Origin of the sequence: Micromonospora siamensis (assembly GCF_900090305.1) — a bacterium.
Lineage (GTDB): Bacteria > Actinomycetota > Actinomycetes > Mycobacteriales > Micromonosporaceae > Micromonospora > Micromonospora siamensis.
On sequence record NZ_LT607751.1, the window covers coordinates 3,522,306 to 3,546,058 of the forward strand.

24 protein-coding genes are annotated in these 23,753 nt (G+C 74.2%); 11 read left to right on the forward strand and 13 right to left on the reverse strand.

Annotation, left to right across the window (positions count from 1 at the left end; all coding sequences use genetic code 11):
* Positions 1-429: 429 nt before the first annotated feature.
* The 5 genes from GA0074704_RS16215 to GA0074704_RS16235 all read right to left on the reverse strand — a co-directional run bounded on the left by GA0074704_RS16215 (position 430) and on the right by GA0074704_RS16235 (position 5,689).
* Positions 430-1,098: a hypothetical protein gene (locus GA0074704_RS16215; RefSeq protein ID WP_088971286.1), complete on the reverse strand. Its 669-nt coding sequence runs from the start codon at positions 1,096-1,098 to the stop codon at positions 430-432.
* Entirely contained in the window at positions 1,095-3,767 is a 2,673-nt protein-coding gene (locus GA0074704_RS16220; RefSeq protein WP_088973728.1) for an FtsK/SpoIIIE domain-containing protein, read from the reverse strand. Before GA0074704_RS16220 ends, GA0074704_RS16215 begins: the two co-directional genes overlap by 4 nt.
* Positions 3,760-4,857, reverse strand: a complete 1,098-nt coding sequence (locus tag GA0074704_RS16225; RefSeq protein WP_088971287.1) for a hypothetical protein — start codon at positions 4,855-4,857, stop codon at positions 3,760-3,762. Before GA0074704_RS16225 ends, GA0074704_RS16220 begins: the two co-directional genes overlap by 8 nt.
* An 8-nt stretch (positions 4,858-4,865) precedes the next feature.
* A complete protein-coding gene (locus tag GA0074704_RS16230; protein ID WP_088971288.1) occupies positions 4,866-5,126 on the reverse strand; it encodes a hypothetical protein in 261 nt (86 codons plus the stop codon).
* 185 nt (positions 5,127-5,311) lie between these two features.
* Positions 5,312-5,689, reverse strand: coding sequence for a hypothetical protein (locus tag GA0074704_RS16235; RefSeq protein ID WP_088973729.1), 378 nt, complete (start codon positions 5,687-5,689; stop codon positions 5,312-5,314).
* Between the two features lie 116 nt (positions 5,690-5,805).
* Between GA0074704_RS16235 and GA0074704_RS16240 the strand changes: the two genes are divergently transcribed.
* Genes GA0074704_RS16240 through GA0074704_RS16245 form a run of 3 tightly spaced genes read left to right on the forward strand, consistent with a single transcriptional unit; the run spans position 5,806 to position 8,886 of the window.
* Complete coding sequence (locus tag GA0074704_RS16240; protein WP_088971289.1) at positions 5,806-8,361, forward strand: ATP-dependent Clp protease ATP-binding subunit; 2,556 nt, start codon at positions 5,806-5,808, stop codon at positions 8,359-8,361.
* A gap of 19 nt (positions 8,362-8,380) precedes the next feature.
* Entirely contained in the window at positions 8,381-8,536 is a 156-nt protein-coding gene (locus GA0074704_RS29070) for a hypothetical protein (protein ID WP_172880590.1), read from the forward strand.
* A complete protein-coding gene (locus GA0074704_RS16245) occupies positions 8,536-8,886 on the forward strand; it encodes a DUF3140 domain-containing protein (RefSeq protein ID WP_088971290.1) in 351 nt (116 codons plus the stop codon). The genes GA0074704_RS29070 and GA0074704_RS16245 overlap by 1 nt, the downstream gene beginning before the upstream one ends.
* Positions 8,887-8,942: 56 nt before the next feature.
* On the opposite strand, the gene GA0074704_RS16250 is transcribed toward GA0074704_RS16245, so the two are convergent.
* The 3 genes from GA0074704_RS16250 to GA0074704_RS16260 all read right to left on the reverse strand — a co-directional run bounded on the left by GA0074704_RS16250 (position 8,943) and on the right by GA0074704_RS16260 (position 10,894).
* Positions 8,943-9,179, reverse strand: a complete 237-nt coding sequence (locus tag GA0074704_RS16250; RefSeq protein WP_088971291.1) for a hypothetical protein — start codon at positions 9,177-9,179, stop codon at positions 8,943-8,945.
* Positions 9,180-9,195: 16 nt separating this feature from the next.
* A complete protein-coding gene (locus GA0074704_RS16255) occupies positions 9,196-10,203 on the reverse strand; it encodes a LysR family transcriptional regulator (protein ID WP_088971292.1) in 1,008 nt (335 codons plus the stop codon).
* 73 nt (positions 10,204-10,276) lie between these two features.
* A complete protein-coding gene (locus GA0074704_RS16260; protein WP_088971293.1) occupies positions 10,277-10,894 on the reverse strand; it encodes a hemerythrin domain-containing protein in 618 nt (205 codons plus the stop codon).
* A 159-nt stretch (positions 10,895-11,053) separates the two neighbouring features.
* Here GA0074704_RS16260 and GA0074704_RS16265 point away from each other — a divergent pair, with 159 nt between their 5' ends.
* Both GA0074704_RS16265 and GA0074704_RS16270 read left to right on the forward strand, forming a co-directional pair.
* The gene (locus GA0074704_RS16265; RefSeq protein WP_088971294.1) at positions 11,054-12,382 is read left to right on the forward strand and encodes a M20/M25/M40 family metallo-hydrolase; all 1,329 of its coding nucleotides are present in this window, start codon (positions 11,054-11,056) and stop codon (positions 12,380-12,382) included.
* A 60-nt stretch (positions 12,383-12,442) separates the two neighbouring features.
* The gene (locus GA0074704_RS16270) at positions 12,443-13,102 is read left to right on the forward strand and encodes a hypothetical protein (protein WP_088971295.1); all 660 of its coding nucleotides are present in this window, start codon (positions 12,443-12,445) and stop codon (positions 13,100-13,102) included.
* Between the two features lie 66 nt (positions 13,103-13,168).
* On the opposite strand, the gene GA0074704_RS16275 is transcribed toward GA0074704_RS16270, so the two are convergent.
* Positions 13,169-13,360, reverse strand: a complete 192-nt coding sequence (locus tag GA0074704_RS16275; protein ID WP_088973730.1) for a DUF5703 family protein — start codon at positions 13,358-13,360, stop codon at positions 13,169-13,171.
* Positions 13,361-13,442: 82 nt separating this feature from the next.
* Positions 13,443-14,414, reverse strand: coding sequence for an aldo/keto reductase (locus tag GA0074704_RS16280; protein WP_088971296.1), 972 nt, complete (start codon positions 14,412-14,414; stop codon positions 13,443-13,445).
* A gap of 164 nt (positions 14,415-14,578) precedes the next feature.
* Between GA0074704_RS16280 and GA0074704_RS16285 the strand changes: the two genes are divergently transcribed.
* Positions 14,579-15,631 carry an LLM class F420-dependent oxidoreductase gene (locus tag GA0074704_RS16285; protein WP_088971297.1) on the forward strand — a complete coding sequence of 351 codons (1,053 nt, stop codon included), beginning with the start codon at positions 14,579-14,581 and terminating at the stop codon, positions 15,629-15,631.
* Entirely contained in the window at positions 15,628-16,464 is an 837-nt protein-coding gene (locus GA0074704_RS16290; protein ID WP_088971298.1) for an undecaprenyl-diphosphate phosphatase, read from the forward strand. The genes GA0074704_RS16285 and GA0074704_RS16290 overlap by 4 nt, the downstream gene beginning before the upstream one ends.
* Positions 16,465-16,535: 71 nt before the next feature.
* On the opposite strand, the gene GA0074704_RS16295 is transcribed toward GA0074704_RS16290, so the two are convergent.
* Positions 16,536-17,126 carry a hypothetical protein gene (locus tag GA0074704_RS16295; protein WP_088971299.1) on the reverse strand — a complete coding sequence of 197 codons (591 nt, stop codon included), beginning with the start codon at positions 17,124-17,126 and terminating at the stop codon, positions 16,536-16,538.
* Positions 17,127-18,085: 959 nt separating this feature from the next.
* On the opposite strand from GA0074704_RS16295, the gene GA0074704_RS16300 reads away from it, so the two are divergent.
* From GA0074704_RS16300 to mshC, 4 genes are all read left to right on the forward strand, one after another.
* Entirely contained in the window at positions 18,086-18,799 is a 714-nt protein-coding gene (locus GA0074704_RS16300; RefSeq protein ID WP_088971300.1) for a histidine phosphatase family protein, read from the forward strand.
* A 112-nt stretch (positions 18,800-18,911) separates the two neighbouring features.
* Entirely contained in the window at positions 18,912-19,502 is a 591-nt protein-coding gene (locus GA0074704_RS16305) for a DUF3090 domain-containing protein (RefSeq protein ID WP_088971301.1), read from the forward strand.
* Positions 19,499-20,317, forward strand: coding sequence for an SCO1664 family protein (locus GA0074704_RS16310; RefSeq protein ID WP_088971302.1), 819 nt, complete (start codon positions 19,499-19,501; stop codon positions 20,315-20,317). Before GA0074704_RS16305 ends, GA0074704_RS16310 begins: the two co-directional genes overlap by 4 nt.
* 72 nt (positions 20,318-20,389) lie before the next feature.
* Complete coding sequence (gene mshC / locus GA0074704_RS16315) at positions 20,390-21,628, forward strand: cysteine--1-D-myo-inosityl 2-amino-2-deoxy-alpha-D-glucopyranoside ligase (protein WP_088971303.1); 1,239 nt, start codon at positions 20,390-20,392, stop codon at positions 21,626-21,628.
* A gap of 196 nt (positions 21,629-21,824) precedes the next feature.
* Here the strand turns inward: mshC and GA0074704_RS16320 are convergent, their stop codons facing one another.
* Together GA0074704_RS16320 and GA0074704_RS16325 are read right to left on the reverse strand one after the other, a co-directional pair.
* Positions 21,825-22,616: a GntR family transcriptional regulator gene (locus tag GA0074704_RS16320; protein ID WP_088971304.1), complete on the reverse strand. Its 792-nt coding sequence runs from the start codon at positions 22,614-22,616 to the stop codon at positions 21,825-21,827.
* Between the two features lie 114 nt (positions 22,617-22,730).
* Positions 22,731-23,600, reverse strand: a complete 870-nt coding sequence (locus GA0074704_RS16325) for a PAC2 family protein (RefSeq protein ID WP_088971305.1) — start codon at positions 23,598-23,600, stop codon at positions 22,731-22,733.
* Between the last annotated feature and the right edge of the window lie 153 nt (positions 23,601-23,753).

Genomic DNA, 23,753 nt, shown 5'->3' on the forward strand with positions numbered 1-23,753 from the left:
TCGCCCCGGCGGACGGCCCGCACCGCCGCCCGAGCCGTGCCGCCGTCCGTCGAGCCGGGCTGCCGTCCCGCGAGCCGTGCTGCCGTCCCGTGGAACGGGCGGCCGGTGCGGTGACTTTCCGTTACGGCCGCATCTCTGTCACGCCGCGTGAGGCGCCGCGTGCCGCAGCCATGGTCCCCGCCTCCCTTTGCTCTGCTGCCACGGGCGCAACACGCCGCCCACCTGGGGCTCTGGTTTCCGCGAGCCGCGATGCCGCCCGAACGCGGGCACACTCGGTGACTATTGCGCCGGTGGCAGCAGAGCAAAGCGGCGGAGCGCGCGCCGGAAGGTTCCCGTCACCATCACCCACGGTGGCAGGAGGTGGCGGTCTCGCGGCGCGCCCGGTGACCCCTGCGGCACGCCTCGCCGCGGGCGGGCGACGTGGACCGTTCAGCGTGGCAGGAGGGTGAGCAGCAGGATCGTCGTCACCAGGCCGGCGACCAGGACCACGAAGATCGGCCGGGGGCCGAGGACGGCGTGCCGACGGTCGGCCACCAGCTTCGCCGGGGCCAGGCCGAGCAGCGGACCGAGCAGGGTGACCACCAGGGCCAGCACCGGCAGGCCGACGGCCAGGTCGCCACCGCCCGCCACGCCCAGCGCCCGGGCCGCCGCACCCAGGGCGTACGCCAGCACGGCCCCGGCGACCCCGCAGAGCGCCAGCACCGGATTCACCGACGCGGGCAGCTCGCCCGGCTGGCGGGCCCGGTCCAGCAGCTCGTGGACGCCGCGCAGCAGCGGCACCGGATCGCCCGACGCGTCCCGGGTCGGGGCGGGCGGATCGCCCAGCCGCCGGGCACCCACCCCGAGCCGCCCGCGCAGCTGCTGCCACAGGTGCGCCACCTCGGCGTCCACCCGTTCCTGCAACTCGCGGGCCTGCGCGAGCTCCGCCTCGGCGCGGCGCACCTGCTCCTGCGCGTCGGCCACCGCCCGCTGGGCGGTGGCGCACTGCTGGTCGTACCAGGTGTGCGCCTCGTCGCGCTGGCGCGCCACCCGGGCGGTCAGGTCGGCGAGCCGGCGCACCTGCGCCGCGTACGTCTCACTGGTCACCGGTTCGTTCATCGGGTCGGACCATAAGGGATGATCACCTGTCCGGTGCGGTGCACCGCCCGGTCGAAGAAGAGCCCCCGCCACGGCCGGGGGTACCAGTCCGGGCCGCCGGTGCCCGGATAGAGCGACGACCCCAGCTCGGCGCCCTGCACGTCCAGCGCCACCCAGGCGCCGATCTGGTCGGTGCGGGCGCCCGCACCGCCGAGGTCCACCCGCATCCGCGCCACGCCCCGCCACCAGGCCAGCACGTGGGTACGCCGTTCCGGCCCGTCGTGCAGGATCCGGCGCAGCTGCTCCAGACCGGTGCGCCGACCGGCCCGACCGGCGAGCTGTCCGGCTGCCGCGTCGACCGCGTACAGCAGCAGGTAGTGCGGGACGCTCGGCACGCCCGGGGCGCCCAGCGAGTCACCGACCTCGGCCATCAGCTCGGGCAACGTCTCCTCGTCGTACCAGGAGGCGTCGTCGGCGAGGTCGGCGTAGAGCTCCCGGGCGGCCGGGTCGGCGTCCGGGTCCAGGCAGGCGATGGAGAACCGGGCGGTGCCGGGACGGTGCTGGCGGGCCAGCGACCGGGCGGCCGCGTCGAGCACCGCGCAGGCCTCGTCGACCCGGGTGCCGATCACCGCCAGGTTCCGTCCGGGGGCCCGGGGCAGGCGCAGCGCCGCCGAGCGGGCCTGCACGTCGATGATCTCGCCGAGCAGGGCGACCGGGCTGCGCGGCACCTCCTCCTCGGGCGGGGTCAACGCCCGGAAGTCCGGCGCCTCGGCCAGCCGAGGGATGGCGTCACCGTCGAAGAGCCGGGCCGGCGCCGCGTCCTGCGGGCGCATCCGCCACAGCCGGTGCTGCAGGTCGCTCCAGCTCTCCCAGTCGCTGGCGGACGGGATCCGGGCCACCTGGTTCCCCTCCACCAGCCCCGACTCCGCGTTGATCACCGCGTGGTGCCGGGGCAGCGACTGGGCGGCGTCGTTGCGCTCGGCCAGGATGCGCAGCGCCTTGGGCAGCGCGATCCGCAGGGTGAACTGGGCGACCAGCGCCGGCCGCCCCCACAGCGCCTCGATGCCCCGGACGTCCTGGGAGGCGAGGACCAGGTGGATGCCCTGGGAGCGGCCCCGCCGGGCCAGGTCCTCCAGCAGGTCGGCGGCCTCCCGGGCCACCACGTCCCGGCCGGCGAGCAGCGCCTGGAACTCGTCGACCACCGCCACGATCCGCGGCCAGTGCCCGGTCGGATCCACCGCGCGCAGCTCGGCCAGCTTGGTGACCTCGTGCTTCTTGGCCGCGTCGGCGCGGCGGCGCAGCTCCTCGGCGAGGAACCGCAGCAGGGCCAGGCCGAACTCGCGGTCGGTGTTGACGTTGATGCCGACCAGCCGCATGTGCGGCAGCCAGCTCGGATCCCGCCGGCCCTGCGCGAACCGGGCGAAGGACACCCCCTCCTTGAAGTCGAGCAGATAGAACTCCAGCTCGGCGGGGGAGTAGCGGGAGGCCAGCGCCCCGATCCAGGCGAAGATCAGGTTGGTCTTGCCGGTGCCCGACGGGCCGCCGATCAGCGCGTGCGGCGGGTAGTCGCCCAGGGTGAGCAGGACCGGCCGGCCGTGCGGCCCCTCCCCGATGGGGGCGGTCAGCCCGGTGGCCGAGTCCTCCCGCCACATCCGGTCTGCCGGCGGCAACAGGTCGGCGAAGGGTGTCGGGGCCGGGCCGGCGTTGACCCGGGAGGCGATGCCACGGCAGGTGTCGGTGACCAGCGCGGCCGGCGGCGGGTCGTCGAGGGTGACCGGCAGGTCGCCCACCCGGGCCTGGGCGGGCCCGACCAGCACCCGGGTGACCGTCGGGTCGTCGGGCAGGTCGATGCCCCGGACCACCAGGTGCACCCCGCACGCCGCGCCGGTGCGCACCACCCGGTCCAGTTGGCCGCGTTCGTGCCGGGACAGCTCGTCGCCGCCGAGCAGCACCGCCACCCGCCACGGCTCGGGCCGTCGGCCGGTGGCGGCGGCCAGCTCACGTAGCGTCCGGTACTCGCCGGCCAACACCGTCTCGTTGATCCGCCGGATCTGCTCCACCAGGTCGTCCAGCAGCCGGCCCAGCCCACCCGGCCCGACGAAGGTGAGCAGGCCGGCGGTGCCCAGCGGCGCGAAGCCGGCCAGGCCGCCGCCGAGGTGCTCCGGGTCGTACCCGAACAGCCGCACCGCGCCCGGGTCGGCCCGGCCGACGCTGCGCAGCAGCAACGCGGGCACCACGGCGGCGTACCCCTGCGGGTCGCCGCCGGCCAGGTGGACGTGCCCGGCGTCGAGCAGCGGCACCAGCGCCGGTACCGGTTCGGCACCGTCGATGTGGACGGTGCCGACCCGCACCGAACCGGGCGCCTCACCCCGGCCGGCGGGCGTGGGCGCCCAGCCGTCCCAGCCGGCCGAGGCCGCGCCCGGGGCTTCCCGCCGGGCCGCGTCGGCCGCCCGGCGGGCCAGGTCGGCGAGGCGGGCGGCGTGCCGGGTGTCGATCTCGGCCAGCCGCCGGTCGCGTTGCGCGCCGACCCGGTCCGGCACCGCGGCGGCGGCCCGGCGCACCCGGGCCAGCCGGTCGCGGGCGGCGGTCAGCTCCGCGCCGGCGGACGCCGAGCGGGTACGGGTGGCGCCGAGCGCGTCGGCGAGCATCCCCCGCACCCGCGTCACCAGTTGTGCGCGCAGGTCAGCCACGTCGCCCGCCGTTCGCCTCGCCACCCGGCCGGGCGGTCGTCGCACCCGGCGGCGTACCCCGGCCCCGGCCCGGGGCCGGCGCTCCCCGGCCGGCGCGGTCGTCCCGCCCGGTGGTGTCGCCCCGGCCCGCGGTCGGTCCGCCCCGGCGGTCCGCCGCGCCGCCGCGGTCGCCGGCCGCGCCGTTCCCGCCACCCGGCGTGCCGCCCCGGCCGCCCGCCGCGCCGTCGCGGGCCCGTTCCGGCTCCCGGACCGGAACGTCGCGACCCACCCGTGCGGCGAGCACCGCGGTCGCCACGGCGGCGGTGACCGCCGAGTCGGCGGCGTGCGGCGGCTCGCCGGAGCGCGGCGGTGGGGGCATCCGGCAGACTCGGGTCAGCAGTGTCTCCAACGCCGGCGGCGGCAGGCCGGGCAGCAGGTCACGCACCCGACCCGACAGCTCCCGCCGCAGCCGGTCCAGGTCGTCGGCGCGGGGCGGGTGGCCCAGCAGCTCGGTGGCGAGTTCCCGCAGCACCGGCGGCGAGACCGCCGCCAGCCCGAGCCCGACGTCGGCGTGCGCGCCGCGCAGCTCCCGGTGCAGCCGGTCCCGGTCACCGGAGCGGACCCCGGCGGCGACCCGGTGCAGCAGCTCCCGGGGGTCGTCGATTCCCGGGTCCAGCGCGTCCGGCGCGCCCTCCGACCCGCCGGTCAGCTCGGCCACCCGCGCCGCCCACCAGCGGCGTACGGTCGGATCCTGCCCCTGCTCGGGGGCGGGCCCGGCGGCCGGCGGGGCGACCTCCCGGGGCTCGTCGTGCCGCTCCCGTGCCGACCCGTCGGAGCGCGGCGGCGGAGCGCCGTCGGGGGCGAGCCCGATCGCGGCCAGGTACGCCGACAGCTGCTCCTGGGCGACGCGCAGCGCGTACCCGGCCGTCTCGGCGTGCTCGGTGGCGGCGGAGAGCTCCGGCACCCCCATCGGGTTGGCGGACTCCTGGCGTACCCAGCGCAGCCGCTCGGTGGCCTGCCCGAACTTCTCCAGCGCCTGGGCCAGCTGCCCCAGCGGCAGCTCCTCGGCGGCGGCGCGCACCTGGGCGCCGACGTCCTCGATGATCGACACGGCCGCGCCTACAGGGTGGCGACGTACTGCTGCGCCTGCTCGACGGCGACCAGCGTCGCCGCGAGGCATTCCTCCAGCTCCTGGCTGGCCTGGGTCAGCGATGACTGGGCGGCCTCGACCGTCTCGTGCCCGCTGCCCTCGAGTGCCCCGGCCAGGGTCTGCTGCGCCTCGGCCAGCTTCTCCCCGGCGGCCTGCACCGCTGTCTGCCCGTCACCGATCTGTTGGAGGGCGATGTCGATGGCTGCCTTCAACTCGGCGACGCTCGCCACGGGGGACCTCCAGGGGGCGGGGAGAGATCTCCATTACAACCCATCCGTCAGGGGGAGAGAACATCCGCCCTGCCCGCGTTCCTGCCCGGGTGTCCGGTTACCGCCCTGACGTGCGCGAAGGCATCTCACGTACCCGCCGTCGGTCCTGTCACCGGTGCGGCCGGTCCCGTCCACGGGACCAGCTGTCAGGGGCGCACGCGGCGCGGCCCGTACACCTCGGCGCCCAGCGCCACCACCCGCTCGCGCAACCCCCGGTCGGCCGTCACCACCGCGCGGCGCCGGTTCCCGGCCTCGGCGACCAGCTCGACGATCGTGTCGTCGCCGGAGCCGGGCGCGGCGACCACCGTGACTTCCGGCGTCCCGGTGACCCCCCGGGCCGCTCCCTCCACCACCAGCACCACCTCCACCGGTCCGGGCAGCTCGGGCGGCAGTCCCGCCCCGGCCAGTCCGGCCAGCCCGTCGCGCAGCCGCGCGGCGGCGCCGGCCCGGTCCCGCCACCAGCCGTCCGGGCGTGAGCCCACGACGTTGGCGGCGTCCACGATCAGCAGCGGTACGGGGTCCACCCCCACAGCCTGCCACCGCGTTTGTCGCCCGGGCCGCCGGGTAGCCACCGGCGACCGTGCCGCGCCCGCGGTGTCGCCTCCGGCGGCCGTGTCGCGCCCGACAGCGGAGGACAGAGATGATGGGACCCGGCGACTACGGCAACGACCCGTGGGACGAGTTCCTGGCCCGGTACTTCGGCCGGGGAGAGGGCGGACGCCGGCCGGCGCACCGGGTCGACATCACCCGGTTGATGACCGCGGACGCCCGGGAGATGCTGGCCGACGCGGCCCGCCGCGCCGCGCAGAAACACAGCAACGACCTGGACACCGACCACCTGCTCTGGGCGGCCCTGCAAAGGGAACCGCTGCGCGACCTGGTCCGGCGGGCCGGCGCCGACCCCGACGCACTGGTCAACGCGCTCGGCGGGCGGGGGGAGGGCGCGCCCCGCGGCGAGGTGCCGCCGAACCTGTCCCTGACCCCGGCGGCGAAACGGGCCCTGCTCGACGCCCACCAGCTGTCCCGGGCGATGGGCGCGAACTACATCGGCCCCGAGCACATCCTGATGGCGCTGCCGCTCAACCCGGAGTCCCCGGCCGGCCGGATGCTCGCCGCCGGGCGCATCCAACCCGAGTCGTTGCAGGCCGCCGGCGCCGAGCGGGGCGCGATGCCGAGCCCCAAGCCGGACCGGGGCACCCCGACCCTCGACCAGTACGGCCAGGACCTCACCGAGCTGGCCCGGATGGACCAGATCGACCCGGTGATCGGCCGGGCCGACGAGATCGAACAGGCCGTCGAGATCCTGTCCCGGCGTACCAAGAACAACCCGGTGCTGATCGGTGAGGCCGGCGTCGGCAAGACCGCCATCGTGGAGGGGCTGGCCGAGCGGATCTGCGACGGCGACGTGCCGCAGACCCTGATCGGCAAGCGGGTGGTCCAGCTGGACCTGGCCGGCCTGGTCGCCGGCACCCGCTACCGGGGCGACTTCGAGGAACGCCTGAAGAAGGTCATCGACGAGATCCGGGCGCACCGCGACGAGCTGATCGTCTTCCTCGACGAGATCCACACCCTGGTCGGCGCGGGCGGCGCCGGCAGTGAAGGCGGCATGGACGCCTCCAACATGCTCAAGCCCGCCCTGGCCCGCGGCGAGCTGCGGGTGATCGGCGCGACCACGCTGGACGAGTTCCGCAAGAGCATCGAGAAGGACGCCGCGCTGGCCCGCCGGTTCCAGCCGGTCTTCGTCCCCGAACCCAGCGTCGAGGACACCGTGGCCATCCTGCGTGGCCTGCGCGACCGCTACGAGGCGCACCACCAGGTCCGGTTCACCGACGAGGCGCTGGTCGCCGCCGCGGAACTCTCCGACCGGTACGTCACCGACCGGTACCTGCCGGACAAGGCGATCGACCTGATCGACCAGGCCGGCGCCCGGATCCGGCTGCGCACCCGCACCCCGGCCTCGGACGTACGCGAGCTGGAACAGCAGCTCGACGACGTACGCCGGGACAAGGAGCAGGCCGTCGCCGACGAGCAGTACGAGAAGGCGTCCCAGCTGCGCGACCGGCTCGCCGAGGTGGAGGAGCAGATCCGCCGCGCCCGCGGCGACTCCGGCGGCGGCAACCAGGTGCCGTCGGTCGGCCCCCGGGAGATCGCCGAGGTGGTGTCCCGGGCCACCGGCATCCCGATCAACCAGCTCACCGAGGAGGAACGCGACCGGCTGCTGCGGCTGGAGGGCCACCTGCACGAGAAGGTGGTCGGGCAGGACGACGCGGTGACCGCCGTGGCCGAGGCGGTCCGCCGCTCGCGTACCGGCCTGGCCGACCCGGACCGGCCGATGGGCAGCTTCCTGTTCCTCGGCCCGACCGGTGTCGGCAAGACCGAACTGGCCCGGGCGCTCGCCGAGGCGCTCTTCGGCGAGGCCGACCGGATGGTCCGGGTGGACATGAGCGAGTTCCAGGAGCGGCACACGGTGGCCCGGCTGATCGGCGCGCCCCCCGGCTACGTCGGGTACGAGGAGGCCGGCCAGCTCACCGAGGCGGTCCGCCGCCGCCCGTACGCCGTGGTGCTGCTCGACGAGATCGAGAAGGCCCACCCGGACGTGTTCAACATCCTGCTCCAGGTCCTCGACGACGGGCGCCTCACCGACAGCCAGGGCCGCACGGTGAACTTCAAGAACACCGTGCTGATCATGACGAGCAACCTGGGCTCGGAGCTGATCACCGGCAGCCAGCGGGCGGTCGGCTTCGGCGCCGGCGAGCCCGGCGGCACCGAGGAGAGCGACGAGCTGCGCGAGCGGCTGATGCGCCGGCTCCAGGAGAACTTCCGCCCCGAGTTCCTCAACCGGATCGACGAGGTGATCATCTTCCGCCGGCTGGAGCAGCAGCAGCTGCGTCAGATCACCGAGCTGCTGCTGGAGGAGACCCGCCGCCGGCTGCACGCCCAGGACATCGAGGTCGACATCACCACCGCCGGGGTCGACTGGCTGGCCGAACACGGCTACCAGCCGGAGTTCGGCGCCCGCCCGCTGCGCCGCACCATCCAGCGGGAGGTGGACAACCGGCTGTCCCGGATGCTGCTGGAGAACGCCGTCAACTCCGGGCAGAAGGTCACCGTCGACGCCCGGGACGGGCAGCTCACCTTCGACGTGGCCGCCGGCGAACGCGGCTACACGGCGGCCACCACGTCCCATCCGAGGTGAGGCGGAGGAGGCGGAACCGATGCGCGATCCCGAGGAGAGCGACGAACGGACCGAACCGATCGTGGCGCCGCCGACGGCGAACCCGGCCCGGGTGCGGGTGCCGCCGGAGGGCCTGAAGCAGCAACCGGACGACGGTGACCCGGCGCCGGCCGGGCCGGCCGAAGAGGAGGCGTGATGGTACGCGAGACGCGGCTCGACCCCGAGGTCGAGGTCATCTGGGAGGACTTCCACGCCGAGGTCAACGTCCCCTCCGAACAGCTGCGGCAGTGGCTGCTCACCCGTGGCTCCGGTGAGGAGGCGTTCGGCCCGGACCCGACGATGGACCTGCCCGAGCCCGGCCGGCAGATCCTGCACGTGCTGAGCAAGCGCAAGGTGGACCTCACCCCGGCCGACGTCGAGGTGATGCGGGCGGCGATCGACCGGATCCGGGAGCTGACCGCGGAGAAGCCCCGCCGGGGCAACGCCGACGACGAGTGGCGGCACGCGCTGCTCGACCTGGGCCACGACGTCCTCGTGGAACGCTGAGCCGACAGCCGGCGGCCCCGCCCCGATCCCGGGACGGGGCCGTCGGCGTCAACCGGTCACTCCGACTCCATGCTGGGCAGTTGCAGGCCGGCGGTGTCCGCGGCGGACTGCCGCTCGCCACGGGCCCGCTCCTCCCGGCTGAGCAGGTTGGCGTACTCGGCGACGTCGGCCGGGTCGGGGACGTCCGGCAGGCGCCGTAGGAAGGCCTCGAGGTCACGGGCGGCGGCGGTGGCGGTGGCCGCGGCCTGGCGCAGCAGCTCCCGCTCGTCGGCGGCCGGGTAGAGATCGGTCATGCTGCCCTGATACCCGTCATCGCCCGGTTCGCACCCCACCGCCCCCGGCCACCGGATCCGCCCCGGCCCGGCGTACCCCGAAGTCGGGGTTGCCCAGCAACCAGGTCAGATAGCCGGGATGCGCGGCCAGCGAGTCGGTGTACGCCGCCACCGCCGCCTCCAGCACCGCCCCCGCGTGCCGGGCGGCCGGCGAGTCGGGGTGCCAGCCCAGCAGCAGCCGCCACCGCAACGGCACCCCGGCCAGCCGGCGGGTCACCAGCTCCGCCGGGGGCCGGAAGGTGGCCTGGCACAACGCCACCGCCTCGCCCGCCTCCACCAGGTCGACGCAGCCACGCACGTCGGTCTCGTACACCTTGCGCGGGGTGAAGCCGGCGCGGGCGCAGGCGGCGGCGAAGCAGTCGCCGAAGCAGCCGTCGCCCGGCGCCGCCACCCACCGTTCCCGGCGCAGCTCCACCAGCGGCACCTCGGCGCGGCCGGCCAGCGGATGGGTCCGCGGCAGCATCACCAGCACCGGGTCCACCGCCACCTCCCGCCAGCGCAGCCCGAACTCGGCCGACGGGGTGGTGTCCCCGCACGCGCCGACCAGCGCGAAGTCCAGCCGGCCGCCGGCGGTCAGCTGCGCCAGCTCGTCCACCGACCAGGAGGCGTACGTGCTGATCTGGGCCTGCGGCTGCTCCCCGCCGAGCCGGTGCACCAGCCGGCCCAGGATCGGGCTGTTCACCCCGCCGAAGCGGTACCGGGTGGGGGTGGCGCCCGCGCCGGCCAGCCGCGCCGCCTCGTCCTGCAGGCCCTTCATCGCCGGCAGCAGCACCCGCGCCCGGGCCAGCACCAGCTCACCCAGGGCGGTCGGCCGGGCGCCCCGGCGGTCCCGTTCGAACAGCGCACCGCCCAGCGTCCGCTCGATCCGCTGGAGCTGAGCGGTCAGCGCCGGCTGCGCCAGACCGAGCATCGAGGCCGCCTTGGTCACGCTCCCCGTCTCGGCGATCGCGCAGACCACCCGCAGGTGTCGCAGCTCCAGATTCATACCGTGACGGTAGGACCACGCAGCGATCAACGGAAGGGTACGGACCGGCGAAGGGCGATGCCGTCCCGGCCGGTCAGCGGCGCGGTTCCCGGTCCAGGTCCGCCAGGTAGGTCCGGCGGCGGCTCACCGCGTCGCGGACCTTGTCCACCACCCCCACCGCCGGCTCGACGATCCGGTTCCACGGCGGGGTGGCCGGGGTGCCCGGGTGCGGCCGGGTCGGCGCCGCCTCCTCGGCGATCTGCCACCGGTTGCCCAGCCGGATCAGCTCCGCGTCGGTGGCCACCTCGCGCAGCGGGGTGACCAGCGCGGTGACCCGGCCGACGTGCCGGCGGACCCGGTCGACCACGTCGGCCAGCGCCTCGTCCTCGGGGCCGGCGAGCCCCTTGAGCGCGGTGAGCAGCGCGCCGTCCGCCTGGATCTCCCGGTCGACCAGGTCGGCGCTCGCCGGCACCGCGGCACGGGCGGCGGGGAAGAGGTACTGCTCCTCGGCCGACAGGTGCCGGGACACCGCGGCGGTGAGCACCTCCAGCACCCCCCGGCGGCGCTGCGGCGTCGCGTCCGCCGCCGTCACCTCGTCACACAGCTCCAGCAGCTGCCGGTGCTCCCGGTCCACCAGGTCGGCCATGCTCCGGCCGCCCGGCCGGTAGGTGTCGTCCGCGGCCGGCGGCAGCGGCGGCAGGGGTACGGACATGGTGCCCTCCTCGGCTGGCGACGACCCGATGAGGGTCGATGCGGGGACGCCCAGCGCGGTACCCTGCCGCTCCGCGCGCGAAACGCCACCCCGGTGCGGCCCGCGTCGCCGCCGCGGCCGAGGCGGCGTGCCGGGCGGCGCGGCTGGTATGAAGAACGGATGACGAGCGACGCCGCCTCCGCCCGACCGGACCCCACCGACGAGGTCGTCGACCTCTGCCGCGACCTGCTGCGCATCGACACCACCAACACCGGGGACAACGCCACCAGCGCCGGGGAACGCCGGGCCGCCGAGTACGTCGCCGAGAAGCTCGCCGAGGTCGGCGTCGAGTCGCGGCTGGTCGAGTCCGCGCCCGGCCGGGCCAACCTGGTCGCCCGCATCCCTGGCGCCGACCCGGGCCGGGACGCCCTGCTGGTGCATGGCCACCTCGACGTGGTGCCCGCCGACGCCGACGAGTGGTCGGTGCACCCGTTCTCCGGTGAGATCCGCGACGGCTACCTGTGGGGCCGCGGCGCGATCGACATGAAGGACTTCGACGCGATGATGCTCGCCGTGGTCCGCCACTGGCAGCGCACCGGCGTCCGCCCGCCGCGCGACATCGTGCTGGCGTACACCGCCGACGAGGAGGCCGGCAGCGACTACGGCGCCCGCTTCCTGGTGGAGCGGCACCCGGACCTCTTCGACGGCTGCACCGAGGCGATCGGCGAGGTCGGCGGCTTCTCCTACTCGGTGAACGACACCACCCGGCTCTATCTCATCGAGACCGCCGAGAAGGGACTGGACTGGCTGCGGCTGCACGCCAAGGGCCGGCCCGGGCACGGCTCGTTCATCCACGACGACAACGCGGTCACGGCGCTGGCCGAGGCGGTCGCCCGGGTCGGCCGGCACCGCTTCCCGGTGACCGTCACCGACACCGTGCGGGCGTTCCTGGCGGAGGTCTCCGACGTCCTCGGCGTCGAGCTGGACCCGGAGGACCCGGAGACCGCGATCGCCAAGCTCGGCCCGATCGCCAACATCATCGGCGCCACCATCCGCAGCACCGCCAACCCGACCCGGCTGCAGGCCGGCTACAAGGACAACGTCATCCCCGGTCGGGCCAGCGCCACCATCGACTGCCGCAGCCTGCCCGGGCAGTCGGAGATGCTGGAGCGGCAGCTGCGCGAGCTGGTCGGCCCGGACATCGACATCGAGTACGTCCAGCGCCAGCCCGCCTGGGAGACCACGTTCGACGGTGACCTGGTCGCCGCCATGTCGGCGGCGCTGCGCGCCGAGGACCCGGGCGCCCGGCCGGTGCCGTACATGCTCTCCGGCGGCACCGACGCCAAGGCGTTCGCGCAGTTGGGCATCCGCTGCTTCGGGTTCGCGCCGCTGCGGCTGCCCGCCGACCTCAATTTCTCCGCCCTGTTCCACGGCATCGATGAGCGGGTCCCGGTGGACGGGCTACAGTTCGGCGTGCGGGTTCTCGACCGGTTCCTCCGCAGCTGCTGACCGCCGCGGTGCTTCCCGCCCGGACGACGAACCTCCCCCATCGCGAAGGGACTGCCTCACATGACCGACCAGCACGGTGAGCTGGACGCTGCCCTCGAGCGCGTGATCGAGACCGCCCGCCGGCACCTGGCCGCCGTCCGCGCCGCCCAGGGCCGGGTCGACGACGACGACGTCTGGCAGGCCTACGTGGCGTTGAACAACGCCTCCTACGCCTACGACGAACTGCTCCTGGACGCCTTCGGGGAGGTCACCCCCTGGGACGTGGAGTCCATCGACCCCGACGAGGCCGACGAGCGGTTCGCCGGCGCCGAGGGCGTCGAGGCATCCGACCCGCACCCGAGGGTCATCTCGGTGCGCCAGCGCCGCGACTACCGGGTGCCGAGCATCGCGGCGCTGGTCCGGGTCGCCGAGGCGGCCCGCCGCGAGGGCACCCCGGAGGGCGACGAGCCGGCGCCGGTCGAGGGCGTCGGCGAGGCGGTGCTGGAGCTGCTGCAGAGCGGCGACGGCTCGCTGTCGGCGCTGGACGTGCCGGAGCTGGAGCCGCTGGACGGCGTGGTGATGGTCAGCGAGGTGGGCACCCCGGTCGACCTGGAGTCGTTCGACGACGACGACCCGGTGGGCCCGTTCCAGCCGGCCGCCGACGACCGCCTCGTGGGTCGGCTCGACGAGCACCCCTTCCTGGACGACGAGGAGCACGACCACGCCGGCCACAGCCACTAGGGCGCGGACGCACGTGGGGGTCGGGCCGTGGTACGCGGCCCGGCCCCCACGCGTATACCCGCCGTACTAGTACGACAGGCCCGGCTCCAGCTTGTTGACCCGGCGCCGGCGCAGCATCACCTGCCGCGTCCCGTCCCGGAACAGCTGGACCCGGGCCAACTCCCAGCCGGAGAACTCCGCCTGGATCGCCAGCTGCACCGCGGCGGTCACCCGGTCGACGTTCGGCGGCAACCGCAGCGGCGCGTATTCGTAGTCCATGCCGTCCATGCTGCCCAGCTCGCGGGCCCGGCGCCACCCCCTGACCGGTGACCCGCGCCGCCCCGGAGCCGGACAGTCGCCCTCAGCCGTCGCGTTCCGGATAGCCGACCGGCATCGCCGACACGTCGTCGAGGGCGGTGACGATCTCGTCGGGCAGGGTCATCCGCTCCACCTGGAGCGCGCCGAGCAGCTGCCCCACCGTCCGGGCCCCCAGGATCGGCGCGGTCACCCCGGGCCGGTCCCGGATCCACGCCAGCGCCACCTCCAGCGGCGAGACACCCAGCCCGCCGGCCGCCGTGGCGACCGCCTCCACGATGCTGGAGCAGCGCGGGTCCAGATAGCTGGCGACGAAGCGTTCGAAGTGCGGCGACACCGCCCGGGAGTCCGCCGGACGGCCGTTGCGGTACTTGCCGGTGAGCACCCCGCGGCCCAGCGGCGACCAGGGCAGCACCCCCAGCCCCATCGCCTCGCAGGCCGGCAGCACCTCGCGCTCCACGCCCCGCTCCAGCAGTGAGTACTCCACCTGGGCGGCGACCACCGGGGCCCGGCCGGGCCAGGCGGCCTGCCAGGCGGCGGCCCGCGCGGTCTGCCAGCCGGCGAAGTTCGACACCCCCACGTACCGGGCCCTGCCGCTGGACACCGCGTGGTCCAGCGCCGACAGGGTCTCCTCCAGCGGGGTGTACGGGTCGTACCCGTGCACCTGCCACAGGTCGACGTGGTCGGTGCCGAGCCGGCGCAGCGACGCCTCCAGGGTGCGCAGCAGGTGCCCCCGGGAGCCGTCGCGGCGGCGTCCGCTGCCCGGCCGCAGCCCCGCCTTGGTGGCGATGAGCAGCTCGTCGCGGGGGACCAGGCCACCCAGCAGCGACCCGATGACGGACTCGGCGTCGCCGTCGGCGTACACGTCGGCGGTGTCGACCAGGTTGCCGCCCGCGTCGAGGTAGCTCTTCAGCTGGGCGGCCGCGTCGTCGGCGTCGGTGTCCCGTCCCCAGGTCATGGTGCCGAGCGCGAGCCGCGAAACCGCCAGCCCGCTTCGGCCGAGCGGTCGCTGTTGCATGGGTGAACCTTATTTCGAAGCTGCCGTCACGGATATCCTCGCCCGGAGTCAACTTCCCGCTCCACCGGCCGGAGGGTGTGACGTTTTCGGGTGAGCCGGTGATCGGGCCCACGTTCGGCATTGCGTAACCTGATGCGACCTGTGGTGCGGATGGGGGAGGACCAGTGCGACTCGGGCTCAGCCTCGGATACCAGACGGCGTGGAGTACGCCGGCAGACCACCTGGCTCTGGCGCAGGAGGCGGACCGACTCGGCTACTCGGTGGTGTGGGCGGCGGAGGCGTACGGCTCCGACTCGCCGAGCATGCTCGCCTGGATGGCCGGTCAGACCGAACGGATCGACGTGGGCGCCGCGGTGATGCAGATCCCCGCCCGTACCCCGGCGATGACCGCGATGACCGCGGCGACCATCGACGCCCTCTCCGGGGGCCGGTTCCGCCTCGGCCTGGGCGTCTCCGGGCCGCAGGTCTCCGAGGGCTGGCACGGCGTACGCTTCGCCAAGCCCCTCGCCCGGACCCGCGAGTACGTCGACATCGTCAAGCTCGCGGTGGCCCGCAAGGAGGTCGCGTACGACGGCGAGCACTACACCCTGCCGCTGCCCGACGGGCCCGGCAAGGCGCTGCGGCTGGGCTTCCACCCGCCACGCGAGCACATCCCGATCTACCTTGCCGCCGTCGGCCCGAAGAACCTCGAACTGGCCGGCGAGATCGCCGACGGCTGGCTGGCCGTCTTCTACGCCCCCGAGTTCGCCGAGGAGCAGCTCGCCTCGGTGCGTGCCGGCCGGGCCAAGGTCGGCAAGGAACTGGCCGGCTTCGACGTGGTCCCCTCGGTGCCGGTGGTCGTCGGCGACGACGTGGCGTCCTGCGCCGAGCTGGTCCGTTGGTACGCCGCGCTCTACGTCGGCGGGATGGGCAGCCGGCAGCAGAACTTCTACAACCAGCTCGCCACCCGGATGGGCTACGGCGACGCCGCCCGCGAGGTGCAGGACCTCTATCTGGCCAAGCGGCAGCGCGACGCCGCCGCCGCGGTGCCGATGGAGTTCATCGACCGCACCTCGCTGCTCGGCCCCAAGGAACGCATCGCCGAGCGGATGCGCGAGTACGCCGCCGCCGGGGTCACCACCCTGTCGGTGTCCCTGTTCGTGGCCGACCGGGACAGCGGTGTGCAGACGCTGCGTACCGTCGCCGAGGCGCTGGAGCTTTCCGGAGTCGGCGAGTGACCTGGATCGAGGCCATCGTCCTGGGCATCGTCCAGGGGCTCACCGAGTTCCTTCCGGTCTCCTCCTCGGGGCACCTGCGGATCACCTCGGCCATCTTCTTCGGCCGCGACGCCGGTGCGTCGTTCACCGCGGTGACGCAGCTCGGCACCGAGGCGGCCGTGCTGATCTACTTCTTCAAGGACATCTGGCGGATCGTCCGTACCTGGTGCCTGGGGTTGGTCGACAAGTCGGTCCGGTCGAGCCTCGACTACCGGATGGGCTGGTACGTCATCGTCGGCACCATCCCGATCGGCATCCTCGGGCTGCTGTTCAAGGACCAGATCCGCACTGCCGGCCGGAACCTGTACCTGATCTCCTTCACGCTGATCTTCTTCGCCCTGGTGCTGGCCTTCGCCGAGTACTGGGGCCGGCAGACCCGCACGCTGGAGAACTTCCGGATGCGCGACGGCGTGGCGATGGGTCTGGGCCAGGCGATGGCACTCATCCCGGGCGTCTCCCGGTCCGGCGGCACGCTGACGGTCGGCCTGTTCCTCAACCTCACCCGGGAGACCGCGGCCCGCTACTCGTTCCTGCTGGCCATCCCGGCCGTGGTCATCTCCGGGGTGTTCAGCATCCCGGACGTCTTCGAACCGTCCGCCCCGGGCACGGCCGCGCCGAGCGTCGCGCAGATGATCGTCGCGACCGCGATCGCCTTCGGCATCGGGTACGCGGCGATCGCCTGGCTGCTCAGGTACGTCGCCCACCACACCCTGTACCTGTTCGTGCTCTACCGGGTGGCGCTCGGAACCCTGGTCCTGTGCCTGCTGCTGACGGGAACCATCAGCGCCACCTGACAGTTCAGTTGGCTACGCCGCTGGCCGGCACCCGTCAGGGGTGCCGGCCAGCGTGTCGTTCAGGTGGTGGGTCAGTTGTTCCAGTGCTGGGCGACCAGGTCGGCGGCCTGCTGCTCCCACTGGGCGTACGCGTCCGGGTAGGCGGACACCTGCACGGTCTGGGCGGCGTCGGTCAGGGGCATGTCCTGCCATCCGTCGACCTGCTTGAGACCCTTGAGGAACGCCAGGGTGGAGTACTCAGGATCGGTGATCTGCTCAGGCGTTCCCCAACCCGAGCTCGGGCGCTGCTGGAACAGGCCCAGCGAGTCATGGTCGTTGCGGTCGCCCAGGTGGCCCAGGTTCTCCAGCTTCGACTCCTGCAGGCTGGTGGCGATCGAGACCACGGCGGCCCGCTCCGGGAGACCGGCCTTCTTCGTCGCGGCGATGATCGCCTTCACATTGCCGGTCTGCTCGTCGTTCAGATCGATGCGGGACTGGGTGCCCTGCACGCCGTGCGGGATCAGCTTGCCGGCGTCGGGCTTGTCGGCCTGCACGACGGCGACCGGGGTCAGGGCGGCGGTGGTGGGGGTGGTGTCGGCGTGGTTCAGCGGGCCGGCGGCCATCCCACCGGCGAAAGCCAGACCGGCGATACCCAGCACGCTCTTGGTCAGGATCGTGTTCATGGGAAAGCTCCATTCGGGGGTCGGCACGCCACCCGATGGGGGTCGGGTGACGGGCAAGCACCACGTCAGGCGCTCAGACAAGGGGAAAAGTCTGGGGGTGTCCGGCACGGCCACGGACCCGGCGGGGCTCGTCGTGGCGGCGGACCATGTGTAACGACCGCCGGCCCCACATCATTCCCGGGGCCCGACCCGATCCCGTAGGTATCGGCGCTGGCAGCCGGGGGTGCTGCTGCGGTCGTCCAGATGATGTAACGACCCGGCCCCGGCCGCCATTCCACCGCCCGGGTGCGGCCGGTCACCCGCGATTCGGACAATCGGCCGCAGACCACCGGGCCGGCCGCAGACCGTCAGGCCACTCGCCGTCAGGCCACTGGCCGAATCCCACCCCGGCACCCACTCCCGGCGAAGTGCGGGCACCCGCCCTTCTCGAGGGGCGGTGGCTCGCTCTTCGGGTGACTACAGACTTGAGAGCACCGACGACTCACCCAGCGGTTGCTGTCCGACAGCGGACCGCCTGTCCGGGCCGTGCTTCATGTTCCGATAGTCCGGTTCGCCTCGGGCGCCCACCAGGACCCTTCCGATCCGGTCCAGGCGCGGTGAGTCATCCACGCTCTCAAGTCCGTAGCGGGACGAGCTCCCCCTCGGGTCGCCCATCAGCCGAGGTGCGAGACGGACCGGCAGACGCCGCGGGACCGAAGCCGCCGCCATGAGTCTCCGCGTCCGGAGACGACCATGATGTTCCACCCATCGACGTGCCGGGCGATACCGCCTCCCCGATCTCGGCCCGGGAGCCTGGGGATCGGCCGGTAGTGGCCGCCGCGACCCTGGGCGGGACCGGTGCGGTGGCCACCGCACCCGGGACCGACCGGATGGCCGGGCGTCGACCCGGGCGTGCCGGGACACGACGGACGGCTGTGACCCGGGCCGCCGCGGGTGGTGGGGCAGAGCCAGGCCCTAGGGTGGTCACCGTGGCGACCCTTCTGCTTCTGCGACACGGCCGGACCACCGCGAACGCCGACGGCGGCCTCGCCGGCCGGCAGCCGGTGGAGCTGGACGACACCGGGCGGGCCCAGGCGGCGGCCGTTGGCGAGCGCCTCAAGGGGCTTCCGCTCGCCGCCGTGGTGACCAGCCCGCTGATCCGTTGCCGGCAGACCCTCGATCTCGCCCTGCCGCAGGCCACTCCGGTGGTGGAGGAGGGGCTGATCGAGTGCGGGTACGGCAGCTGGGAGGGGCAGCCGCTGAAGAAGCTGGCGAAGGAGCCGCTCTGGCCGGTGGTCCAGCAGCATCCCAGCGCGGCGGTCTTCCCCGAGGGGGAGGCGATGGCGGCGATGGCCGCGCGGGCGGTGGCGGCGGTTCGCTCGTGGGACGCCCGGATCACCGCCGAGCACGGTCCGGAGGCGGTCTGGCTGGCCTGCAGCCACGGGGACGTGATCAAGGCCATCGTGGCCGACGCGCTGGGCGTACACCTGGATCTGTTCCAGCGGATCGTGGCGGACCCGGCGTCGGTGACCGCGATCCGCTACACCCCCCTGCGCCCGTTCCTGGTCCGGCTCAACGACACCGGCGGTGATCTCGCGGGTCTGGTGTCGCCGCCGCGCAAGCGGCGCCGGCGGGCCACCCGGGCGGCGGACTCGGACGCGGCGGTCGGCGGTGGCGCGGGGGCGGCGCGGTGAGCCGCGCCGCCACGCCCGGGACGCCGGCGGGGGCGCTCCGGCGTTTCGCCCTGGGCGGAACCACCCACGGTGCGCTGCGCGCCGTTCCCACCCGCCGGATAGGGTCGTGGGTATGACCCACCAGGTGCACGCCTTCGAGCCGCCGGAGCGGTTCGTCGCCGGGACCGTCGGGCCGCCGGGGGAGCGCACGTTCTTCCTCCAGGCGCGCGGCGGCGGCCGGCTGGTCAGCGTCGCGCTGGAGAAGGTGCAGGTGTCGCTGCTCGCCGAGAAGCTCGAGGAGCTGCTCGTCGAGGCGCAGCGCCGGTTCGGCGTCGACCTGCCCGAGGCGCCCGCGGCCCCCGTCGTCGGCGACAACGACCCGCTCGACACCCCCGTCGACGAGGAGTTCCGCGTCGGCACCCTCGGCCTGGCCTTCGACGTCGACACCGCCACCGTGGTGATCGAGGCGATCGCGGCCGGCGAGGCCGAGACCGAGGTCGAGCTCGGTGACGACGACGAGGACGACGACGATGACGACGAGGTCGAGGAGCTGAACGACGACCTCGACCGGCTGCGGGTGCGGCTGACCCCGGAGGCCACCCGCGAGTTCATCGCCCGGGCCCGCCGGGTGGTCAACGCCGGTCGCCCGCCCTGCCCGCTCTGCGGCCAGCCGCTGGATCCCGCCGGGCACCTCTGCCCGCGGCACAACGGTTACCACCGGTGACGTCGTCGGAACTCCGACCCCGGCAGGACGAGCGCGCCTCGTTGCGGCTGCTGCACGACGGTGAGCTGGAGCTGGAGGGTCGGCTGGTCGACGCCTCCAACACCACCCTGCGTGGCATCGTCACCCTCGACGGGGTGAGCGCCCGCTGCGTCTACAAGCCGGTGCGCGGCGAGCGCCCGCTCTGGGACTTCCCCGACGGCACTCTCGCCGGCCGGGAGGTCGCGGCATACCTCGTCTCCCGGGCCAGCGGCTGGGACCTCGTCCCGCCGACCGTGCTGCGGGACGGCCCGTTCGGCCCCGGCTCCTGCCAGCTGTGGATCGACGAGCTGGAGGACGCCGAGCCGCTGGTCGGCTTCGTCCCGGCGGACGCGCTGCCGCCACGCTGGTTCCCGGTCGCGGCGGCCCGGGACGACGACGGCGCCGCGTACGCGCTGGCGCACGCCGACGATCCGCGGCTGGCCCGTCTCGCGCTGCTCGACGCGGTGATCAACAACGCCGACCGCAAGGGCGGCCACGTGCTGGTCGGCCCGGACGACCGGATCTACGGCGTGGACCACGGGGTGAGCTTCCACGTCGAGGAGAAGCTGCGGACGGTGCTCTGGGGCTGGGCCGGCCGGCAGCTGCCGCCCGACGCGGTGGAGATGCTCGACGGCCTGGTCGACCAGGTCACCGGTGAGCTCGGCGAGGAGCTGGCCGAGCACCTCACCATCTCCGAGGTGGCCGAGCTGGCCGCCCGATGTGAACGGTTGCGCGACGCCGGCACCTTCCCGCTGCCCCCGGAGGACTGGCCGGCGATTCCGTGGCCCCCGATGTGAGTGGTTGTCATGTTGATCACCCGAGTGCTGGCAGTGGCCCGCGCCGGGCTGGCGGCTCGTTAGGCTGGGGTAATGGAGTCTTGGGCGGGTCACGAGGTGCCACGGCTGCCGGGTGAGGGCAGCACCCTGGGGTTGTACGACTCGGCGCGGCGGAGCGTCCAGCCCAGCCGCCCCGACGGCACGGCCGCCATGTACGTCTGCGGCATCACCCCGTACGACGCCACCCACCTCGGCCACGCCGCCACCATGATCACCTTCGACCTGGTGCAGCGGATGTGGCGCGACGCCGGCCTGACCGTCCGGTACGTGCAGAACGTCACCGACATCGACGACCCGCTGCTGGAGCGCGCGAACCGGGACGGCGAGGACTGGAAGGTCCTGGCCATGCGGGAGACCGCCCTGTTCCGGGAGGACATGGAGGCGCTGCGGATCATCCCGCCGGCGCACTACGTCGGCGCGGTGGAGTCCATCCCGGACATCGCCGAGAAGGTCGAGGTGCTGCTCAAGGACGGTGCCGCGTACCGACTCGACGACGGCACCGGCGACGTCTACTTCGACATCAGCGCCGCCCCCCGGTTCGGCTACGAGTCCAACCTGTCCCGCGCCGAGATGCTGGAGATCTTCCCCGAGCGGGGCGGCGACCCGGACCGCGCCGGCAAGCGGGACCCGCTGGACCCGCTGCTGTGGCGCGGCGCCCGCGAGGATGAGCCCTCGTGGCCGGGTGGCGAGCTCGGCGCGGGCCGCCCCGGCTGGCACATCGAGTGCGCCGTCGTCGCGCTGAACCTGCTCGGCGACCGGATCGCCGTGCAAGGCGGCGGCAACGACCTGCTCTTCCCGCACCACGAGTGCTCCGCCGCGCACGCCGAGCGGCTCACCGGTCAGACGCCGTTCGCCGACCACTACGTGCACGCCGGCATGATCGGCCTGGCCGGCGAGAAGATGTCCAAGTCCAAGGGCAACCTGGTCTTCGTCTCCCGGCTGCGGGCCGACCACGTGGACCCGATGGCGGTCCGGCTGGCGCTGATCAGTGGGCACTACCGCGCCGACCGCTCCTGGACCGACGAGTTGCTGACCATCGCCGAGCAGCGGCTGGACCGCTGGCGGCGGGCCGCCGCGGCGCCCGCCGGGCCGTCCGGGGCCGAGCTGCTGGCCGGCGTACGCGCCCGGCTGGCCGACGACCTGGACACCCCGGGTGCCCTGGCGGTGGCCGACGCCTGGGCCGACCGGGCGCTGGCCGGCGCCGCCGATGACACGGACGCACCGAAGCTCTTCGCCGACACCATCGACGCCCTTCTCGGCATCCGCCTGTAAGGAAGGCCCTGTCGGCGCGTCCGGTACGGCAGGGGGCCTCTTCTTGACGCTCCGCCCCCGGCGACGGCACGCCCGGGCATTGACGTGCCCGGGCGTCAGCACGCCCTGGCAACGGCGCGGCGTGGCGTCGGCAGTGGCCGGGCGACGACCTGCCCTGGACGCGGGTGCCTCGGCCGTCGATGCCGGCCGAGCCGGTTCAGCCCAGGACGAGGCCCGGGTCCGGGTCCTGCTCGGGAACCGGTCCGGGGATCTTGTACTCCTCGGTGAGGGTGGTCATCGGCCCGGGCCAGGTGGCCTGGGCGACCTCGATCGGCTTGTGGTGGGCGTCGTAGGCGACGTGCAGCAGGTGCAGCACCGGCGTGTCCGGGCGGATCTGCAACGTCTCCGCCTCCTCCCGGCTGGGCTGCCGGGCGCTGATGGTGTCGGTCGCGGTGGCGTACCGGCGGCCGGTGGCCTCCTCGGCCTCCTGGTAGAGCGGTCGGCCGAACGCCTCCGCCCGTTCCAGGGAGGTGCCGGCGGTGTCGGCCGGCAGGAACCAGGAGGCGCCGACCTCGACCGGTGAGTCCTCGGTCCGCACCAGGTGCCGGCGGCAGAGCAGGTCGGTGCCGTCGGCGACGCCGAACGCGTCGGCGACCTCCGGCGGGGCGGGGGAGCGGCCCACCGAGACCAGTTGCTGCCGGTACCGGGCGGCCAGGTCGGTGTGGTAGCCGCGGAAGCCGCCGTACCGTCCCCGGGAGAGCCGGTTGAGCCGCCGCCGGGTGCCCCGGACGTACGTACCCGAGCCGGGCTTGGTGATCAGGATGCCCTCGACCCGCAGCTGGTCGACGGCGCGCTGCACCGTCTGCTTTGCGACGCCGAACATCTCGGCGATGGCCGGGATGGACGGCAGCCGCTCGCCCGGCGCCCAGTCGCCGCGGCGCACCTGGGCCTTGAGCTGCGCGGCGATCTGCCGGTGGGGGAACTCGGCGGCCCCCGGGTTGATCTGCACGCCCGCCTCCTCAGAACAGCTAGGTTCCTAGGATGCCCTAGCGGCGGTGGCCGCGCCAGCTCGGACACGCAGAAGGCCCCGGACGTCGGAACGCCCGGGGCCCTGAGTGCTCTTCTACCAGGAGCCGGCGGTGGGGCCGGCGGAGCCGCCCCGACGGCGCAGGTACTTCTCGAACTCCTGGGCGATCTCGTCCCCGGTCAACGGGGTGATGCCGGCGTCGCCGACCCGCTCCTCCAGCTCGCGCACGTACTCACCCAGCTCGGCGTCCTGCTCGGCGGCGCTGCGTACCCGCTGCTCCCACTCGGCGGCCTCCTCGGCCAGGTCGGCCATCGGCACCGGCAGGTCGAGCACCTCCTCGACCCGGTGCAGCAGGGCCAGGGTCGCCTTCGGGCAGGGCGGATTGTTGGCGTAGTGCGGCACGTGCACCCAGAAGGAGACGGCGTCGACCTCGGCCCGGGTGCAGGCGTCGTGCAGCACCCCGACGATGCCGGTCGGCCCGTCGTAGCGGGTGGGGGTGAGCTGGTAGCGGCGGGCGGACTCGGCGTCCGAGGCGCTGCCGGTGATCGGCAGGGGGCGGGTGTACGGCACGTCGGCCAGCAGCGCGCCGAGCAGCACCACCCGTTCGACCTCCAGGCTGTGGCAGATCTCCAGCACCTGCTCGCAGAAGGTGCGCCAGCGCATGCTCGGCTCGATGCCCCGGATCAGCACCACGTCCCGCTCGGTGCCCTCGGGGCTGGCCACCATGAACCGGGTCGTCGGCCACTCCACCCGCCGGGTCTCGCCCTCGGCCATCGTGATCGTCGGCCGGCTGACCTGGAAGTCGTAGAAGTCCTCCGGGTCCAGCTCGGTCACCTGGCGGGCCTGCCAGACCTGCTCCAGGTGCTCGACCGCGGCGGTGGAGGCGTCCGCGGCGTCGTTCCAACCCTCGAAGGCCGCGATCGCCACCGGGGACCGCAGCACCGGCAGTCCGTCGAACTCGGTCACGCCGTCACCCCGCCCTGCTCGTCGGCCCGGACGATGGCGTCCTTGTTGTCCTTCACGTCCGTCAGCCTACGTGCCGGCGCGGTGGCCGGCCCGTCGGCCGCGCCGGTCACCCGCCGCGCGGGCGCCGGACCCAGCCGGCGAATCGGACGAACG

Bases quoted from the DNA above. Each gene is read 5' to 3' on its own strand.
- GA0074704_RS16275 (WP_088973730.1), bottom strand. From the start codon at position 13,360: ATGGACTACGAATACGCGCCGCTGCGGTTGCCGCCGAACGTCGACCGG.
- GA0074704_RS16240 (WP_088971289.1), top strand. From the start codon at position 5,806: ATGATGGGACCCGGCGACTACGGCAACGACCCGTGGGACGAGTTCCTG.
- GA0074704_RS29070 (WP_172880590.1), top strand. From the start codon at position 8,381: ATGCGCGATCCCGAGGAGAGCGACGAACGGACCGAACCGATCGTGGCG.
- GA0074704_RS16270 (WP_088971295.1), top strand. From the start codon at position 12,443: ATGACCGACCAGCACGGTGAGCTGGACGCTGCCCTCGAGCGCGTGATC.
- GA0074704_RS16280 (WP_088971296.1), bottom strand. From the start codon at position 14,414: ATGCAACAGCGACCGCTCGGCCGAAGCGGGCTGGCGGTTTCGCGGCTC.
- GA0074704_RS16305 (WP_088971301.1), top strand. From the start codon at position 18,912: ATGACCCACCAGGTGCACGCCTTCGAGCCGCCGGAGCGGTTCGTCGCC.
- GA0074704_RS16265 (WP_088971294.1), top strand. From the start codon at position 11,054: ATGACGAGCGACGCCGCCTCCGCCCGACCGGACCCCACCGACGAGGTC.
- GA0074704_RS16245 (WP_088971290.1), top strand. From the start codon at position 8,536: ATGGTACGCGAGACGCGGCTCGACCCCGAGGTCGAGGTCATCTGGGAG.
- GA0074704_RS16250 (WP_088971291.1), bottom strand. From the start codon at position 9,179: ATGACCGATCTCTACCCGGCCGCCGACGAGCGGGAGCTGCTGCGCCAG.
- mshC (WP_088971303.1), top strand. From the start codon at position 20,390: ATGGAGTCTTGGGCGGGTCACGAGGTGCCACGGCTGCCGGGTGAGGGC.
- GA0074704_RS16215 (WP_088971286.1), bottom strand. From the start codon at position 1,098: ATGAACGAACCGGTGACCAGTGAGACGTACGCGGCGCAGGTGCGCCGG.
- GA0074704_RS16295 (WP_088971299.1), bottom strand. From the start codon at position 17,126: ATGAACACGATCCTGACCAAGAGCGTGCTGGGTATCGCCGGTCTGGCT.
- GA0074704_RS16260 (WP_088971293.1), bottom strand. From the start codon at position 10,894: ATGTCCGTACCCCTGCCGCCGCTGCCGCCGGCCGCGGACGACACCTAC.
- GA0074704_RS16255 (WP_088971292.1), bottom strand. From the start codon at position 10,203: ATGAATCTGGAGCTGCGACACCTGCGGGTGGTCTGCGCGATCGCCGAG.